Origin of the sequence: Roseateles agri, assembly GCF_034043675.1 — a bacterium.
GTDB lineage: Bacteria > Pseudomonadota > Gammaproteobacteria > Burkholderiales > Burkholderiaceae_C > KK5.
Map to the genome: position 1 here is coordinate 289390 of NZ_JAXCLA010000001.1, position 17313 is coordinate 306702.

Sequence of the window (17313 nt, forward strand, 5' to 3'; positions counted from 1 at the left end):
CGACTACCTCGGCGGAGCCGGCCCGAACAGCCGCTCCGCCCGCTGGTACAGCACCCAGCTCGTTGCGATGTACTTGTCGCCACCCTTGGGCCGGTTGCCGCGGTGCGTGTGGGTGAAGCCGCCGGGGGCGATCAGCAGGCTGCCCATGCGCGGCACGATCTTGCGCTGTTGGTAGAGGAACTCGGTCTCGCCTTCGTCGAAGCCCTCGTTCAGGTAGATCGTCCACAGCAGTGCGCGGTGCAGGGCCTCGGCCTGATCGTGGCGCGGGTACTGCTCGCTGTGCCAGTAGGGGTAGCCGCCCTGGTCGGCGATGTACTTCTGGATGTTGATGCCTCCGGGGCGGAAGACGGTGCCGATCAGGCCGGTGAGTGCCTCGTCGTTCATCGCGGCGAGGGCCTCGGCATCGATGACCTGCATCTCGCCCGAAGGCAGCTTCATCTTCAAATGCAGCGGCGCCAGCGCCACGTGGGCGTAGCGGCGCAGGTACTGCCTGAAGCCCTTCAGCATCGCGTCGTTCAGCTGCTGGCGCACGTCGGCCCAGCCGGGCGCGGTGTCGAGCTGGACGTCCCAGCTGTCCTTCAGCGTCAGGTCCACGCCGCTGCCGGTGCTGCCGCGCTGCGCCTGGCCGCCAGCCTCGAAGCGCTCGATCATCAGGCGGCAGGCTTCGGGTGCGAGCACGCCCTTGTACACCTCGATGAAGTCGGTCATCACGCTCCTCGCGACGAAAGCGTGCAGTCTATGATGACCCGATGCCCGTCACCCTCGATGCCCACCAGCTCGTCGTCGCGATCTCGTCGCGCGCCCTGTTCGATTTCGAGGAGGAGAACGAGCTGTTCGAGGCTCGCGACGACCATGCCTACATGGACCTGCAGCGCCAGCGCCTGGATGTGCCGGCCAAGCCCGGCGCGGCCTTCTCGCTGGTGAAGAAGCTGCTGGCCTTCAATGCCGAGGAGCCGCGCGTCGAGGTCGTCGTGCTGTCGCGCAATGACCCGATCTCGGGCCTGCGCGTGTTCAAGTCGGCGGCGCACTACGGCCTGGACATCCAGCGCGGCGCCTTCACCCGCGGTGCCTCGCCGTGGCGCTACCTGCGCTCGCTGAAGGCCCAGCTCTTCCTGTCCACCAACGAGGCGGATGTGCGCACAGCGCTGGCCGCTGGCGTGGCCGCGGCACGGGTGATGCCGCAGTCCGCTCGCGCGTCAGAGGCCCATCCGGATGAGCTGCGCATCGCCTTCGACGGCGACGCGGTGCTGTTCTCGGACGAGGCCGAGCAGGTCTACCAGCGCGACGGCCTGAGCGCGTTCCAGGACCACGAACGCGCGCATGCGCTGCACCCGATGGCCGCGGGCCCGTTCAAGCCGGTGCTGCAGGCGCTGCACCGGCTGCAGCAGGCGCAGATCGGCTCGATGCGGGTGCGCACGGCGCTCGTCACCGCGCGCAGCGCGCCGGCGGCCGAGCGCGCGGTCCGCACGCTGATGGACTGGCAGGTGGAGGTGGACGAGGCACTGTTCCTCGGCGGCCTGGCCAAGGGCGAATTCCTGCGCGAGTTCGAGCCCGACTTCTTCTTCGACGACCAGGCCGGCCACATCGCCAGCGCCAGCGCGCACGTGCCCTCCGGCCACGTGGCGGCGGGCATCGCCAACCCGTGACGTCCGGCCGGGTCGCCGGCTTCGCTGAGAATCGGCGGCTTCGTCTTCCCGAAGCCGCGTCATGCTCCAACGCCTCTCCCGTCTCGCCCTCGCCGCATCGCTCGCCGTCTCCGGCCTCCACGCCCAGGCCCAGCAGAACGGCTTCTACCGCCAGCCCTCGCTGCAAGGCCAGCAGATCGTCTTCGTCGCCGAGGGTGATCTCTGGCGCGTCGCCGACAAGGGCGGCACGGCCCAGCGCCTGACCACGCACCCCGGCTACGAGACGCAGCCCGCCGTGTCGCCGGACGGCCAGTGGATCGCCTTCGTCGCGCAGTACGACGGCACGACGGCGCGCGATGGCGGCGACGTCTACCTGATGCCCGCCGCCGGCGGCCTGCCCAAGCGCCTGACCTGGGACGGCGCCGGCGTGCGCGTCTGGGGCTTCAGCGCGCAAGGCGAACTGATCATCACCGCGCCGACGACCAGCGGCCAGCCGGGCGGCACGCTCTACGCGATCGACCCGAAGACCGCGCGGCGCCGCCCGCTGCCCGTGGCCCAGGCCACCGACGGCGCGCTGAGCCCCGACGGCAAGCGTCTCTACTTCGTCCGCGGTGGTCTGGCGGCGCATAGCGACAACGCCAAGCAGTACCGCGGCGGCGGCATCGCCAAGCTGTGGGTGCTGGACCTGGACAGCCAGGACGAGGCCAAGCCGCTGCTGCCCGAGGGCAACAACGACCGCCGGCCCATGCCCTACAGGAGCGTGTACGGCGAGCAGCGCGTGGCCTTCCTGTCGGACCGCGACGGCACGGTCAACGTCTGGTCCGTCAACGCCTGGGGCCAGGACTTGCGCGAGCACACGCGCCTGAAGGGCTGGGACATCCGCAGCGCCTCGATCGACGGCACGCGTATCGCCTACGCCGTCGGCGCGGACCTGCACCTCCTGGACATCGGCGCGGCGACCGACACCGCGCTGAACATCCAGCTCGGCGGCGATTTCGACCAGCAGCGCGAGCGCTTCATCGCCAAGCCGCAGGACTACCTGAAGCAGGTCACCATGGCGCCGGACGGCGAGCGCGTGCTGCTGGCCAGCCGCGGCCACCTGGCCACGCAGGGCGTGGCGACCTTGCGCCGTGCCGAGCTGCCGCAAACGGCGGACGGCCGCTGCCGCACCGGCGAGTTCAGCGCGGACAGCAAGTCGGTCTTTGCGCTGTGCGACTTCAGCGGCGAGGTCGAGGTCTGGCGCTTCGCCGCCAACGGCCTGGACGCCAAGCCGCAGCAGATCACCAAGGGCGCCACGACCTTGCGTCTGGCCGTGTTCCCCTCGCCCGACGGCAAGCAGCTGGCCCACACCGACAAGGAAGGCCGGCTCTACTTGACCGACCTGCAGACCTTGGCCACGCGCGAGATCGTGCGGGACAAGATCGGCGAGGGCCCGGACAACATCAGCTGGTCGCCGGACGGCAAGGCGCTCGCCTTCGTGATGGCGATGCGCGACGGCAATCGCCAGCAGCTGCAGCTCTACACGCTGGCCGACGGAAAACTGCAGCAGCTCAGCAGCGACCGCTACGACAACGGCGCGCCGGCCTTCTCGCCGGACGGCAAGTGGCTGTACTTCCTGTCGCGCCGCGACTTCACGATCACCGGCAACGCCTCGCCCTGGGGTGACCGCAATATGGGGCCGTACTTCGACCGCGGCACCAAGATCTACGCGCTGGCGCTGCAGCCGGGCCTGCGCTTCCCGTTCGCACCGCCGGACGAGCTGGCAGCGGCGCCGGACAAGAAAGACGACGACAAGAAGAGCGGCGACAAGAAGGACGAAGCCAAGGATGGCAAGGACAGCAAAGACAAAAAGCCCGCGCTGCCCGCCATCGTCACCGCCGGCCTCGCGCAGCGCCTGTACGAAGTGCCGGTGCCGCCCGGCAACTACACGCAGCTGCGCGCCACGGCGAAGGCGCTCTGGTACGTGGACACCGCCGTGACGACCGAGCGCAAGCAGAGCCTCGTCACCGTCGCCATCGGCAACAAGGGTGACAAGCCGGACACCGTCACCGGCGACCTGCGCCGCTTCGCGCTCAGCGCGGATGGCTCGAAGCTGATGATCGAGCGCGGCACCGGCGCCTCGGAGATCCTGCTGGTGGATGCCGCGCCCAAGCTGCCCGGCGAGCTCGACAAGGTGCGCGTGCGCTGGACCGACTGGCAGATCGCCACCGACCCGAAGTCCGAATGGCGCGAGATGTTCGTCGACGCCTGGCGCATGCACCGCGACTACTTCTTCGACAAGGCGATGCAGGGCGTGGACTGGAATGCCGTGCGCGCCAAGTACGAGCCGCTGGTCGCCCGCGTGACCGACCGCGCCGAGCTGAGCGAGATCCTGTCGATGATGAGTTCGGAGGTCGGCGCGCTGCACAGCCAGATCGCCACGCCGGACCTGCGCAACGGCGCTGCCGACCCGGCCTGGGCGGGCCTCGGCGCCCAGCTGAGCCGGCAGCCGGAGGGCTTCCGCATCGAACGCATCTACCGCAGCGACCCGGAACTGCTGGACGGCCTCTCGCCGCTGGCAGCACCGGGACTGGACCTGAAGACCGGCGACGTGATCACCGCCGTCAACGGCCGCAGCGCGGCCGGGGTCGCGGACATCGCCCTGCTGCTGCGCGGCGAGGCCGGACACCAGGTGCTGCTGGAGCTGAAGGGTGGGGCCAAGAAGATCGTGCTGCCGGTGCCATTGCCCAAGGAGCAGCAGCTGCGCTACGGCGACTGGCGCTACAGCCGCGGCCTGGCCGTCGAGCAGGCCTCGGGCGGCCGCATCGGCTACCTGCACCTGCGCGCGATGACCCAGCCCGACATGGAGGACTTCGCCCGCGAGTTCTACGCGCAGGTGGACCGTGAAGGGCTGATCATCGACGTCCGCTACAACAACGGCGGCAGCATCGAGAGCCGCATCCTGGAGAAGCTGATGCGCCGTGCCTGGGCGTTCTGGCAGTCACGCTCGCCGGACGGCGGCACGCCGACCTCGAACATGCAGCAGGTCTTCCGCGGCCATGTGGTCGTGATCGCCAACGAGGACACCTACTCGGACGGCGAGACCTTCGCCGAGGGCTTCAAGCGCCTGGGCCTGGGCACCTTGATCGGCAAGAAGACGGCGGGCGCCGGCGTGTGGCTCAGCGACCAGAACCGCCTGCTGGACAACGGCATGGCCCGCGCCGCCGAGAGCGCGCAAATCCTGCCGGATGGCACCATGATCATCGAGGCCAAGGGCGTGACGCCCGACGTCGAGGTGGACAACCCGCCGCGCGCCACCTTCGAGGGCCATGACGCGCAACTGGAAGCGGCCATCGCCCTGCTGAAGAAGCAGATGGCCGAGCAGCCGATGCTGACGCCGAAGCCGAACGCCTACCCGAAGATCCCGCAGTACTGATCAGCCGAGCGTGACCCGGGCGAACTTGCGTTTGCCCACTTGAGCGACAAAGGTGCCGGCTTCGAGCTTCAGGCCCTTGTCGCTGATCGTCGCACCGTCGATCTTGACGCCGCCCTGCTCGATCATCCGCGTCGCCTCGCCGCCGGAGGCGACCAGGTTGGCGCCCAGCAGGACCTTGCCGATCATCATCGGCGCGCCGCTGAGGCTCACTTCCGGAATATCGTCCGGGATGCCGCCGCGGGCGCGGTTGTTGAAATCGGCCTCGGCCGCGTCGGCCGACGCGGCATCGTGGAAGCGCGTGGTGATCTCCTTGGCGAGCATCACCTTGGCGTCCTTCGGGTTGCGGCCGCCTTCGACCTCGGCACGCAGGGAGGCGATCTCGGCCAGCGACTTGAACGAGAGCAGCTTGAACCACTTCCACATCTGCTCGTCGCTGATCGACAGGATCTTGGCGAACATCGAGTTCGCCGGCTCGCTGATGCCCACGTAGTTGTTCTTGGACTTGGACATCTTCTCGACGCCGTCCAGCCCTTCCAGCAGCGGCATCGTCAAGATGCACTGCGGCTCCTGGCCGTACTCCTGCTGCAGGTGGCGGCCCATCAGCAGATTGAATTTCTGGTCGGTGCCGCCGAGCTCGATGTCGCTCTTCAGCGCCACCGAGTCATAGCCCTGCATCAGCGGGTAGAGGAACTCGTGGACGGAGATCGGCGTCTGGGCGGCGAAGCGCTTGGTGAAGTCGTCGCGCTCCATCATGCGGGCCACCGTGTACTTGGCGGCCAGCTGGATCATGCCGCGGGCGCCCAGCGGGTCGCTCCATTCGGAGTTGTAGCGGATCTCGGTGCGGGCCGGATCCAGCACCAGCTTGGCCTGGGCGTAGTAGGTCTCGGCGTTGGCCTTGATCTGCTCGGCGGTAAGCGGCGGGCGGGTGCTGTTGCGGCCGGAGGGGTCGCCGATCATCGAGGTGAAATCGCCGATCAGGAAGATCACCTGGTGGCCCAGGTCCTGCAGCTGGCGCATCTTGTTGAGCACCACCGTGTGGCCGATGTGGATGTCCGGCGCGGTCGGGTCCAGGCCCAGCTTGATGCGCAGTGGCACGCCGGTGGCTTCGGACTTCGCCAGCTTCTGCAGCCAGTCGGCTTCGGGCAGCAATTCCTCGACGCCGCGCAGCGAAATTTCCATCGCTTCGCGGACCTTGTCGGTGATCGGGTAACTGGTTTTTACGGGCGTGCGGGATTCGGACATGACGGCGCTCGGGGCTGTGTAAAGCCTTGATTCATCGGGTTTTCTTGGCCTTGGCGCAGCGGTCGGGCCGGTATACTCGCGCCTTGTTTGCTGCTATGCACCATGAACGGTGCAGGTAGGCGATTCTAGTGGACGGGTTTGCGTCCACCTTCCGTTCGACCAGCCGCCCGGCTCGAGGCGCGCACCAGTCAGAACTACAAGACTTGGCGGGATTCCTGAGCGTGACTGACCGTATTGATAGCGTCAAAGCTACCTTGACGCATGTAGAAGCTTTTGCCGCTCGGCACCCGCGCGCGCTGACCGGCGCCGTCGTCGGCCTGCTGAGCTGCTTCGCCGTGACCGCCTTCGGTATCGCCCCGCTGGCACCGGATGCCAGCGATCTGCCCCAACGCACCGTGACCGAGATGGTCCAGCCTGAGGGCAATCTGGATGCCCAGCTGGCCGAACTGGCCGCACACGAGCTGGTTCTGCGCCGCAGCGATGCAACGCGCAGCAGCGATACCGCCGATTCGCTGCTCAAGCGTATGGGCGCGCTGGACAGCGCCGCCTCGCAATTCCTGCGCAGCGACGCCACCGCGCGCCGGCTGTTGCAGGGCCGCGCCGGCAAGATGGTCGAGCTGGCGGCCGACGCCTCCGGCACCGTGCAGAGCATCGTCGCCCGCTACCCGGCCGAGAACGCCGAGCAGCAGTCCACCCACTTCACCCGGCTCTCGATTGAGCGCGGCGCCGGCGGTTTCACCGCCAAGGTCGAGACGTTGCCGCTGCAGGCGATGGTGCGGCTGGGCAGCGGCACGATCCGCAGTTCGCTGTTCGCCGCCACCGACGAATCGAACATCCCCGACGCCATCGCCTCGCAGATGGCCGACATGTTCTCGGGCGACATCGATTTCCACAAGGAACTGCGCAAGGGCGACCGCTTCTCGGTCGTCTACGAGACCATGACCGCCGACGGCGAGCCGATCAGTTGGGACGCCTCGGCCGGCCACCTGATCGCCGGCGAGTTCGTCAACGACGGCAAGAGCTACCAGTCGATCTGGTTCAGGGACGGCGTCAGCGGCAAGGGCAACTTCTACGGCTTCGACGGCCAGAGCAAGCGCCACGCCTTCCTGGCGAACCCGGTCGAGTTTTCGCGCATCACCTCGGGCTTCGCGATGCGCTTCCACCCGATCCTGCAGAGCTGGCGCCAGCACCAGGGCGTCGACTTCGGCGCGCCGACGGGCACGGCCGTGCGCTCGGTCGGCGACGGCTCGGTCGACTTCGCCGGCTGGCAGAACGGCTACGGTAACGTCATCAAGATCAAGCACAGCGGCGACCGCGAAACGGTCTACGCCCACCTGAGCCGCATCGAGGTCAAGAAGGGCCAAAAGATCGATCAGGGTCAGAAGATCGGCGCCGTCGGCATGACCGGCTGGGCCACCGGCCCGCACCTGCACTTCGAATTCCATGTGCGCGGCGTGCAGCAGGATCCGCGCACGATCGCCAAGGCCTCCGAGGCCCTGGCCCTGCCGACCTACGCCCGCGCCAAGTTCCAGCAGACCGTCGCCAGCGTCAAGACGCAACTCTCGCTCGCCGAGTCGATGGCTGGCAGCGGCGCCGAATGAGCAGGAACGCTCAGGCCGATCTGTTCATCGGCCTGATGTCCGGCACCTCGCTGGACGGCGTCGACGCAGTCCTCGCCCGCTTTCCCGCCGATGGCGAGCCGATGGAAGTGTTGACACACCGCCATGCACCGTTCGCCCCGGCCCTGCGGGATGAACTGCTGGCGCTGACCGCGCCGAACGGCAACGACGAACTGCACCGCGCAGCGCTGGCCGCCAACGCCGTCTCGCGCAGCTATGCCGACCTGGTCGCGCAGGTGCTCGAAACCGCCGCCCGCTCGCCGAAGGAAGTCGCCGCGCTGGGCGCCCACGGCCAGACCGTGCGCCACCGGCCCGGCGAGTTCGACGGCACCGGCTACACGACGCAACTGCTGAACGGCGCGCTGCTCGCCGAGCAGACCGGCATTGCCACCGTCTGCGACCTGCGCAGCCGCGACATCGCGGCCGGCGGCCAGGGCGCACCGCTGGTGCCAGCCTTCCATCGCGCGCAGTTCGGCCAGGCCGGGCGCGACATCGCCGTGCTGAACATCGGCGGCATCAGCAACGTCAGCCTGCTGGCAGCCGACGGCTCGACCCTCGGCTTCGATTGCGGCCCCGGCAACTGTCTGATGGATCTGTGGGTGCACGAGCACCAGGGCGCCCGCTACGACGCCGACGGCGCCTGGGCCGCCACCGGCACCGTGCTGCCAGCTCTGTTGGCCGACATGCTGGCCGAGCCGTATTTCGCGATGCCGCCGCCGCGCAGCACCGGCCGCGACCTGTTCAACAAGCCCTGGCTGTCGCGCTACCTGCCGGCCGGTGCGCAGCCGCAGGACGTGCAGGCGACGCTGCTGGAACTGACGGCGCGCAGCATCTTCGACAGCCTGCCCACAGGCACGATAGAACTGCTGGTCTGCGGCGGAGGCGCGCTGAACGGGGCATTGATGCGGCGCCTGCAGGCGCTGCTGCCCGGTGCCGCCGTGACGTCGACGACGCAGCGCGGCCTGCCGGTCGATCAGGTCGAGGCCGCCGCCTTCGCCTGGCTGGCGATGCGCTTCATGCGCGGGCTGGCGGGCAATCTGGCCGCCGTCACTGGCGCGGCCGGCCCGAGGATGCTCGGGGCGCTCTACCCGGTCTGAGCCAATAAAAAAGCCGCCAGGACCTGGCGGCTTTTTTCTTCGGGAGTCGCGGATCAGACCGAGAAGCTCGAACCGCAACCGCAGGTCGTCGTCGCGTTCGGGTTCTTGATCACGAACTGCGCACCCTGCAGGTCTTCCTTGTAGTCGATCTCAGCGCCCATCAGGTACTGCAGGCTCATCGCGTCGATCAGCAAGGTCACGCCGTTCTTGTTCATCTGCGTGTCGTCTTCGTTGACAGCCTCGTCGAAGGTGAAGCCGTACTGGAAGCCGGAGCAGCCGCCGCCCTGGACGAAGACGCGCAGCTTCAGTTCCGGATTGCCTTCCTCGGCCACCAGATCGGCCACCTTGGACGCGGCGCTGTCGGTGAAGATCAGCGGGCCGGGCATTTCACCGGTGATGGGAGTCTCGAGAACTGCGCTCATGGGAATTCCTTTTTCTTTCGTCGAAAGCAGGCTGTATTGTCCAACAAATAAAAAGGCCGCATCGAGTGCGGCCTTTGTGGATGCTGCATGAAGCAGCAGCCCGATCGATCAGCGCTTGCTGAACTGCTTCCGGCGACGAGCACCGTGCAGACCGACCTTCTTACGTTCGACTTCACGTGCATCGCGCGTGACGAAGCCGGCGCGGCTCAGGTCAGGCTTCAGCGCTGCGTCGTAGTCGATCAGCGCGCGGGTGATGCCGTGACGGCAGGCACCGGCTTGACCGGACTCGCCACCACCGTGGACGTTGATCTTGACGTCGAAGGCCTCGCCATTGTTCGTCAGCAGCAGCGGCTGCTTCGTGATCATGATCGAGGTCTGACGGCCGAAGTATTCGGCGATCGTCTTGCCATTGATGATGATTTGGCCCGTGCCCTTCTTGATGAAGACACGTGCGACCGACGACTTGCGGCGGCCGGTTCCGTAGTTCCAGTTTCCGATCATCGTCGTTCCTTAGATTTCCAGAGCCTTGGGCTGCTGAGCGGCGTGCGGGTGGGTGTCACCGGCGTAGACCTTCAGCTTCTTCACCATGGCGTAACCGAGCGGGCCCTTGGGCAGCATGCCCTTGACGGCCTTCTCCAGCGCGCGGCCGGGGTGCTTGGCTTGCATGTCCTTGAACTTCGTGGCGTAGATGCCGCCAGGGAAGCCCGAGTGACGGTAGTACACCTTGTCAGTGGCCTTGTTGCCCGTGACACGCAGCTTGTCTGCGTTGATGATGACGATGAAGTCACCGGTATCGACGTGAGGCGTGTAGATGGCCTTGTGCTTGCCGCGCAAACGGAGTGCCACTTCGCTGGCAACACGTCCGAGCACCTTGTCGGTGGCGTCAATCACAAACCACTCGTGCGTCACTTCGGCCGGCTTGGCGCTGAAGGTCTTCATGAGATTCTTTCAAAATCGGCTTTTACAAAATGGTCGCGTTCGGTGTTGTTTATGGTCCCGCCAAGCCTTGGCTTTGACGAGTCGACAACCTCTCACGCACACCCCTTCCCCGAAAGCCGTATCGGGGAAAGCCCGCGAGTGTATCAGCAATGCCGTCGCTACCGCTAGTCTCCTGCTTTGAAACTCCTCCCGGACTTCTGGGACACTCCTGGATAATCTAGGGTTTACACCAATCAACCAGCGCCATGACGACGCACCCCACGGACTCCGACAGCCCCGCAGCCGCGCCGAAGCAATCCGCGTGGGGGCGGTACATCGCCTCGTGGGTGCCGATCCGCTCGCTGGCCAGCCGCCACCGCAAACGAATCCTGCAGCACCTGGTCTCGCTCGGCGAGCGCGACCGCTACCTGCGTTTCGGCTACCCGGCCACCGACGAGCAAATCGGCCGCTATGTCGCCGGGCTGGACTTCCAGCACGACGAGGTGCTGGGCATCTTCAACCGGCGCCTGCAGCTGGTGGCGATGGCCCATCTGGCCTACGCGCCGGCGCCGCAGCGCTCGGGCAAGGCGGCGATGGCGGAATTTGGCGTGTCGGTGTCCCGACAGGTGCGCGGCCGTGGCTTCGGCGCAAGACTGTTCGAGCGCGCGGCGCTGCATGCGCGCAACCGCGGGGTCGAAACCCTGTTTATCCACGCGCTCAGCGAGAACGTGCCGATGCTGAAGATCGCCCGCAAGGCCGGCGCCCGGGTCGAGCGCGACGGCTCCGAGTCCGAGGCCTGGCTGCGCTTGCCGCAGGACACGGTCTCGTCGCATGTCGACGAGGCGATCGAGCGCCACATGGCGGAGCTGGACTTCCAGTTCAAGCGCCACGCCCACACGATCGGCAGCATCATCGACGGGGTGGCCAGCATGGCCGGTGCAAGCCGCAGCGAGCCGAAGCCCACGCCGCCCGCCGCCGAGTCCGACCCCAAGCCGCGGGCATAGCTTGCAGGCTGATATCGAGAACTAATGCCCACATAACGGACAAAATCGACGGACTCCGTCCAAACGAGGGGTGATACGCGGGCAGACACGGAGCGTTGCGTATTTTCCTTGGGCTACAGTCCCGCGGATTGCACCTCATTCCCATTGCCGCCCAGCATTTGCACATGCCTGACAGCGCCCTTCCATGGATCATCGCCAGCCTCTGCGGACTCGCCGCGGTGCTGGTGGCGGCCTGGGCGTTTTTGCGCAAACCGGCGGCGGCCGCCAAGCCCTTGCCGATCGAATGGTCGCTGACCGCACGCCCGGTTTTCAGCAGCGATGAGCGACGCGTCTACCGGCAGCTGCGGGAAGCGCTGCCACACCATGTGATCCTCGCCAAGCTGCCGCTGGTGCGCTTCTGCCAGCCGGTGGAAGCCAAGGAAGTGCGCTACTGGTTCGAGCTGCTCGGCGCGATCCACGTGAGCTTCGCGATCTGCAGCCCCAACGGCCGGGTACTGGCCGCCGTGGATCTCGAAAGCGAGCGCAGCAGCGCGAGCCGCAGCCTGATGATCAAGCAGTCGGTGCTCGGCGCCTGCCGGGTCCGCTACCTGCGTTGCCGGCCCGATCAGTTGCCGAGCGCTGCCGAACTGCAGCTGCTGGTGCCCTACAGCAATACCCGCGGCCCGCAAGCCGCGCCCACGCCCGGCGCGGACCGCAGCGGCCCGAACAGCCGCCCCGGCGCGCTGCACGGCCAGCCGTTGCGCCGCTCGGCGCAGGACTCGGTGCGCGGCAGCCTGTGGCAGGACTCTGCCTTCTTCAACGACTCCTTCTTCGCGCCGGACAGCCGCTTCGACAACACGGCGATGGACTCGTCCCGCACCGGCCGCCATAACTACCCCTCGAGCCGCTTCGCCGACTCCTCGTTCGCCGGCGAGCCGCTGAACCCGCAGCAGTCGCCCCACTATCCGGACGAAGCGCCGAACGACATCGTCGGCGTCGTCGTCGACTCGCCGCGCTACGGCGGCGGCCACACGCCCCGCTGAGTTTTGCTTCAGGCCGCATACTGCGGTCGGAATGAAAGAACAAGACATCAACGCGGCCTTCGGCACGCTGACACCCGAGTTCATGCTCGATGCCCTCGACGCCGCCGGCCTGCACGGCGACGGGCGCATGCTGCAGCTGAACTCCTACGAGAACCGCGTGCTCCAGGTGCATCTGGAGGACGGCCCTAAATTTGGCGGTGTGGCGGTGGCCAAGTTCTACCGCCCCGGCCGCTGGAGCGACGCGCAGATCCTCGAAGAGCACGCCTTCGCCGCCGACCTGGCCGAGGCTGAGGTACCGGTCGCCGCACCCTGGATGCTCGGCGACTCCACGCTGCGCCACGACGGCGGCCAGCGCTTCGCCGTCACCGGGCGTCAAGGCGGCCGAGGCCCCGAGCTGGAAGACCCCAAGGTGCTGACCTGGATCGGCCGCCTGCTCGGCCGCCTGCACAACGTCGGCGCGCAGAAACCCTTCGAGCACCGCATGCGCTGGGCCAGCGCCGAGCCCGGCATCGTCGCGCGCGACTGGCTGCTCGCCAACGAGAGCATCCCCCTCGAAATTCAGGCTGCCTGGACCAGCACGGTCGACCAATGCCTGGCCACCATCCAGCAGGCCTTCGATGCCATCCCGGACCTGCAGACACTGCGGCTCCACGGCGATTGCCATCCCGGAAACATCCTGTGGACACCGGACAAGGGCCCGCACTTCGTCGACCTCGACGACGCCGTCACCGGCCCGGCCATCCAGGACCTCTGGATGCTGCTGTCCGGCGACGCCCTGAGCATCCGCCAGCAGCTCGCCTGCGTGCTGGAGGGCTATGAGACGGTGCGCGAGTTCGACCGCCGCGAGCTCGCGCTGATCGAGCCGCTGCGCACGCTGCGGATGATCCACCACAGCGCCTGGCTGGCCAGGCGCTGGAGCGATCCCGCCTTCCCGCTCGCCTTCCCGTGGTTCGGCACGCCGAACTACTGGAACGACGAGGTCGTCAAGCTGAAGGAACAGCTCGACGCGATGGGCACCTCGCCGCCGGCGCCCCAGGCGCCGGTCGACGACGACTACGTCTTCTGGGACGCTTAAGCCGGACTCAGGCCAGCAGCATCGCGTTGACGCGCTTCACATAGGCCGCCGGATCTTCCAGCGTGCCGCCCTCGGCCAGCACGGCCTGGTCGAACAGGACGTTCGCCAGGTCGTCGAAGTGAGCCGAAGAATCCAGCTTCTTCACCAGCGCGTGGTCGGCGTTGATCTCCAGCGTCGGCAGCGAGGCCGGCGCGGACTGGCCGGCCTGCTTCAGCAGCCGCGCCAGGTGACCGCTCATGTCGCCCTCTTCCACGACGATGCAGGCCGGCGAATCGACCAGGCGGGTCGACACACGCACGTCCTTCGCGCGCTCCTTCAGCGAGGCCTTCAGTCGGTCGAGCAGCGGCTTGTTCGCCTCGGCGGCTTCCTCGGCCTTCTTCTTCTCTTCCTCGTCCTGCATCTTGTCGAGGTCCAGCGCGCCCTTGGCTACCGACTGCAGCGGCTTGCCTTCGAACTCGTACAGGTGCGAGAGCATCCACTCGTCCACCCGGTCGGTCAGCAGCAGCACCTCGATGCCCTTCTTGCGGAAGATCTCGAGCTGCGGGCTGTTCTTGGCGGCGGCCAGCGAATCGGCGGTGATGTAGTAGATCGTCTCCTGGCCTTCCTTGGCCCGGCTCACGTAGTCCGCCAGCGAGACACCTTCGTCGGCATGCGTTGAGGCAAAGCGGAACAGCTTGGCCAGGCGCTCCTGGTTCGCATGGTCCTCGCCGATGCCTTCCTTCAGCACCGAGCCGAAGTCCTTCCAGAAATCAGCGTACTTCTGCTTCTCGGCCGCGTTCTCGTTGTCGGCCAGGGCCTCCAGCATCGAGAGCACGCGCTTGGTCGAGCCTTCGCGGATCGCCTTCACGTCGCGGCTCTCCTGCAGCAGCTCGCGGCTGACGTTCAGCGGCAGGTCGGCCGAGTCGATCACGCCCTTGACGAAGCGCAGGTACACCGGCATCAGCGCCTCGGCGTCGTCCATGATGAAGACGCGCTTGACGTACAGCTTCACGCCGCCGCGCTTGTCGCGGTTCCACAGGTCGAACGGCGCCTTCTTCGGGATGTAGAGCAGCTGCGTGTACTCGCTGCGGCCTTCGACGCGGTTATGCGTGTAGGCCAGCGGCGCCTCGGTGTCGTAGCTGATCTGCTTGTAGAACTCGTTGTACTGCTCCTCGGTGACCTCGCTCTTGGCGCGGGCCCACAGCGCGGAAGCCTTGTTGACGGCCTCCCATTCGTCCGTCAGTTCGGACTTCGCCTCCTCGGGCTTCCACTCCTCCTTGCGCATCAGGATCGGCAGCGAGATGTGGTCCGAGTACTTGCTGATGATGGATTTCAGGCGCCAGGTCTTGAGGAACTCTTCCTCGCCCTCGCGCAGGTGCAGGATGACGTCGGTGCCGCGGCCGGCCTTCGTGATCGTCTCGACCTCGTAGTCGCCCGTGCCTTCGCTGGTCCAGCGCACGGCCTGGTCGGCCGGCAGGCCGGCGCGGCGCGACTCGACGGTGATGCGGTCGGCCACGATGAAGCCCGAGTAGAAGCCCACGCCGAACTGGCCGATCAGGTTGGCATCCTTCTTCTGGTCGCCTTCCAGATTGGCCATGAATTCGCGCGTACCGCTCTTGGCAATGGTGCCCAGGTGGGCGATCGCTTCCTCGGCGCTCATGCCGATGCCGTTGTCGCTGATCGTCACCGTGCGGGCGGCTTCGTCGAAGGACACGCGGACTTCCAAGGTCGGCGCATCCTCGAACAGCTGCGGATGATCCAACGCCTCGAAGCGCAGCTTGTCGCAGGCGTCCGACGCGTTGGAGACCAGCTCACGCAGGAAGATTTCCTTGTTGGAGTACAGCGAGTGGGTGACGAGGTGCAGGATCTGCTTGACCTCGGCCTGGAAGGAATGGGTTTGCTTGGTCATCGTTGTTGTCCGGAAAAACGGTAGCGGCCGGTATTTTGGGGCCAACTCCAATACCTTCAAGGCACACTGCCGCCCATGCTCTATTGGTTCGATCTCCTCGGCGTCGCTGTCTTCGCCGTCTCCGGCGCGCTGGCCGCGATGCAAGCCGGCCTCGACCTGTTCGGCCTGCTGGTGCTGGCCGCGGTGACGGCCATCGGCGGCGGCACGCTGCGCGACCTGCTGCTGAACCGTCATCCGATCGCCTGGATGCGCGACGGCCGCTACCTCTTAGTGATCGCAGTGGCGGCACTGGCCACCGCGACCTACGGCCAGCTCTCGCCCGGCGCGATGAAGGGCCTGCGCGTGGCCGACGCGCTGGGCCTCGCGCTGTTCGCGCTGACCGGCACCGAACTGGCCGAGGACTGCGGCATCCGCCGCATCCAGGCCCTGCTGATGGGCACGCTGACGGCGGTCGGCGGCGGCGTCATCCGCGACGTGCTCAGCGGCCAGGTGCCGCTGCTGCTGCGCCGGGACATCTACGCCACCGCCGCGATCGCCGGCATCGCGCTCTACCAGTTGCTGCGCGCCGCCGGCCTCAAGCGCGACATCGCCTTCGTCATCGGCATCGTCTGCGTCGCGGGCATCCGGCTCGCTGCCATCCGCTACGACTGGCAACTGCCGAGTCCCGAGCTGTACCGCTGAGTTCTATCGCGCGGCGCGGCTCGCCTTCACCGCCTCGCTCAGCACATCCAGCGCCTTCAGCGAATCGTCCCAGCCCAGGCAGGCATCGGTGATGCTCTTGCCGTACTCCAGCTTTGCCGGATCGTCCTTGCCGGGGCTGAACTTCTGCGCGCCGTCGTTCAGGTGGCTCTCGATCATCAGACCGAAGATGCTCGTGCTGCCGCTCTTGATCTGCTCGCCGACGTCGCGCGCCACATCGATCTGCCGCAGGTGCTGCTTGCTGCTGTTGGCATGCGAGCAGTCGACCATCAGCCGCGCGTCCAGCTTGGCAGCGGCGAGATCCGAGCAGGCCGTGGCCACGCTCGCGGCGTCGTAGTTCGGCGCCTTGCCGCCGCGCAGGATCACATGGCAGTCCTTGTTGCCCTTGGTCTCGACGATCGCCACCTGCCCGTTCTTGTGCACCGACAGGAAGTGGTGCGGCCGGGCCGCGGCCTGGATCGCATCGGTGGCGATCTTGATGTTGCCGTCCGTGCCGTTCTTGAAGCCGATCGGTGCCGACAGGCCCGAGGCCAGTTCGCGGTGCACCTGGCTCTCGGTCGTGCGCGCGCCGATCGCGCCCCAGGAGATCAGGTCGCCGATGTACTGCGGCGAGATCACGTCGAGGAATTCGCTGCCCGCCGGCATGCCCATCCGGTTGATCTCCAGCAGCAGCTGGCGCGCGATGCGCAGGCCCTCGTCGATGCGGTAGCTCTCGTCCAGGTAGGGGTCGTTGATCAGGCCCTTCCAGCCGACCGTCGTGCGCGGCTTCTCGAAGTAGACACGCATGACGATCTCCAGCGTGTCCGCGTACTTCTCGCGCTCGGCCACCAGGCGGCGCGCATAGTCCAGCGCGGCGGCCGGGTCGTGGATCGAGCAAGGGCCGATGATCACCAGCAGCCGGTCGTCCTTCTTCTGCATGATGTCGCGGATGCGGGAGCGCGTGCGGCTGATCAGTTGCTCCATCGGCGTGCCGCGGATCGGGAAGAAGCGGATCAGATGCTCCGGCGGCGGCAGCGGCGTGATGTCGAGGATGCGCTCGTCATCGGTGGCGCTGGTCTTGTCCTGCGGGGAGTACCAGCGTTCGGCCGGGACTTCTGCTGCGATCTTTGCGTTCATCGGATCAACCTCTGCTTTCGAACAGGCATAAAAAAACCGCCGGGGGGACCCGGCGGTTTCTGAGATTCGTTTGCGTGTCTTTGTTCTTCTTTGTCTACGCATTCGCCTCTCGGCCGCCGGTGCGGTCAGAGAACCAAAAGTAGCCAAAGAAAAAGGACTTCAGGACTTGCA

Annotated in this window: 15 protein-coding genes; 8 read left to right on the forward strand and 7 right to left on the reverse strand. The window is 67.0% G+C overall.

All coding sequences use genetic code 11. From position 1 onward, the window contains the following. Positions 1–3 precede the first annotated feature (3 nt). Positions 4–708 carry a 2OG-Fe(II) oxygenase gene (locus SNE35_RS01330; RefSeq protein WP_320420962.1) on the reverse strand — a complete coding sequence of 235 codons (705 nt, stop codon included), beginning with the start codon at positions 706–708 and terminating at the stop codon, positions 4–6. A 41-nt stretch (positions 709–749) separates the two neighbouring features. Between SNE35_RS01330 and SNE35_RS01335 the strand changes: the two genes are divergently transcribed. Both SNE35_RS01335 and SNE35_RS01340 read left to right on the forward strand, forming a co-directional pair. Beyond that, positions 750–1646: a 5'-nucleotidase gene (locus SNE35_RS01335; protein ID WP_320420963.1), complete on the forward strand. Its 897-nt coding sequence runs from the start codon at positions 750–752 to the stop codon at positions 1644–1646. Between the two features lie 61 nt (positions 1647–1707). Next, positions 1708–5040, forward strand: coding sequence for a S41 family peptidase (locus tag SNE35_RS01340; RefSeq protein WP_320420964.1), 3333 nt, complete (start codon positions 1708–1710; stop codon positions 5038–5040). Here the strand turns inward: SNE35_RS01340 and tyrS are convergent, their stop codons facing one another. Continuing rightward, entirely contained in the window at positions 5041–6282 is a 1242-nt protein-coding gene (gene tyrS / locus SNE35_RS01345) for a tyrosine--tRNA ligase (protein WP_320420966.1), read from the reverse strand. A 254-nt stretch (positions 6283–6536) separates the two neighbouring features. Between tyrS and SNE35_RS01350 the strand changes: the two genes are divergently transcribed. Then, positions 6537–7883 carry a M23 family metallopeptidase gene (locus tag SNE35_RS01350; protein WP_320420967.1) on the forward strand — a complete coding sequence of 449 codons (1347 nt, stop codon included), beginning with the start codon at positions 6537–6539 and terminating at the stop codon, positions 7881–7883. Then, complete coding sequence (locus tag SNE35_RS01355; protein WP_320420968.1) at positions 7880–8998, forward strand: anhydro-N-acetylmuramic acid kinase; 1119 nt, start codon at positions 7880–7882, stop codon at positions 8996–8998. Before SNE35_RS01350 ends, SNE35_RS01355 begins: the two co-directional genes overlap by 4 nt. 53 nt (positions 8999–9051) lie before the next feature. Here SNE35_RS01355 and erpA read toward each other — a convergent pair whose 3' ends face one another. From erpA to rplM, 3 genes are all read right to left on the reverse strand, one after another. After that, entirely contained in the window at positions 9052–9420 is a 369-nt protein-coding gene (gene erpA, locus SNE35_RS01360) for an iron-sulfur cluster insertion protein ErpA (protein ID WP_320420969.1), read from the reverse strand. Positions 9421–9528: 108 nt separating this feature from the next. Continuing rightward, entirely contained in the window at positions 9529–9921 is a 393-nt protein-coding gene (gene rpsI / locus SNE35_RS01365) for a 30S ribosomal protein S9 (protein ID WP_320420971.1), read from the reverse strand. Positions 9922–9930: 9 nt separating this feature from the next. Then, positions 9931–10359, reverse strand: coding sequence for a 50S ribosomal protein L13 (gene rplM, locus SNE35_RS01370; RefSeq protein WP_077033668.1), 429 nt, complete (start codon positions 10357–10359; stop codon positions 9931–9933). Positions 10360–10604: 245 nt separating this feature from the next. Here rplM and SNE35_RS01375 point away from each other — a divergent pair, with 245 nt between their 5' ends. From SNE35_RS01375 to SNE35_RS01385, 3 genes are all read left to right on the forward strand, one after another. Continuing rightward, positions 10605–11342: a GNAT family N-acetyltransferase gene (locus SNE35_RS01375; RefSeq protein WP_320420972.1), complete on the forward strand. Its 738-nt coding sequence runs from the start codon at positions 10605–10607 to the stop codon at positions 11340–11342. A gap of 164 nt (positions 11343–11506) precedes the next feature. After that, on the forward strand, positions 11507–12364 hold the full coding sequence (locus SNE35_RS01380; RefSeq protein WP_320420974.1) for a DUF2726 domain-containing protein: 858 nt from the start codon (positions 11507–11509) through the stop codon (positions 12362–12364). Between the two features lie 31 nt (positions 12365–12395). Next, a complete protein-coding gene (locus tag SNE35_RS01385) occupies positions 12396–13439 on the forward strand; it encodes a serine/threonine protein kinase (protein ID WP_320420975.1) in 1044 nt (347 codons plus the stop codon). Between the two features lie 7 nt (positions 13440–13446). Here the strand turns inward: SNE35_RS01385 and htpG are convergent, their stop codons facing one another. Beyond that, positions 13447–15327: a molecular chaperone HtpG gene (gene htpG, locus SNE35_RS01390; RefSeq protein WP_320420976.1), complete on the reverse strand. Its 1881-nt coding sequence runs from the start codon at positions 15325–15327 to the stop codon at positions 13447–13449. Positions 15328–15402: 75 nt separating this feature from the next. On the opposite strand from htpG, the gene SNE35_RS01395 reads away from it, so the two are divergent. Then, positions 15403–16008: a trimeric intracellular cation channel family protein gene (locus tag SNE35_RS01395; protein ID WP_320420977.1), complete on the forward strand. Its 606-nt coding sequence runs from the start codon at positions 15403–15405 to the stop codon at positions 16006–16008. 3 nt (positions 16009–16011) lie between these two features. Here SNE35_RS01395 and SNE35_RS01400 read toward each other — a convergent pair whose 3' ends face one another. Continuing rightward, entirely contained in the window at positions 16012–17142 is a 1131-nt protein-coding gene (locus SNE35_RS01400) for a 3-deoxy-7-phosphoheptulonate synthase (protein ID WP_320420979.1), read from the reverse strand. Positions 17143–17313 lie beyond the last annotated feature (171 nt).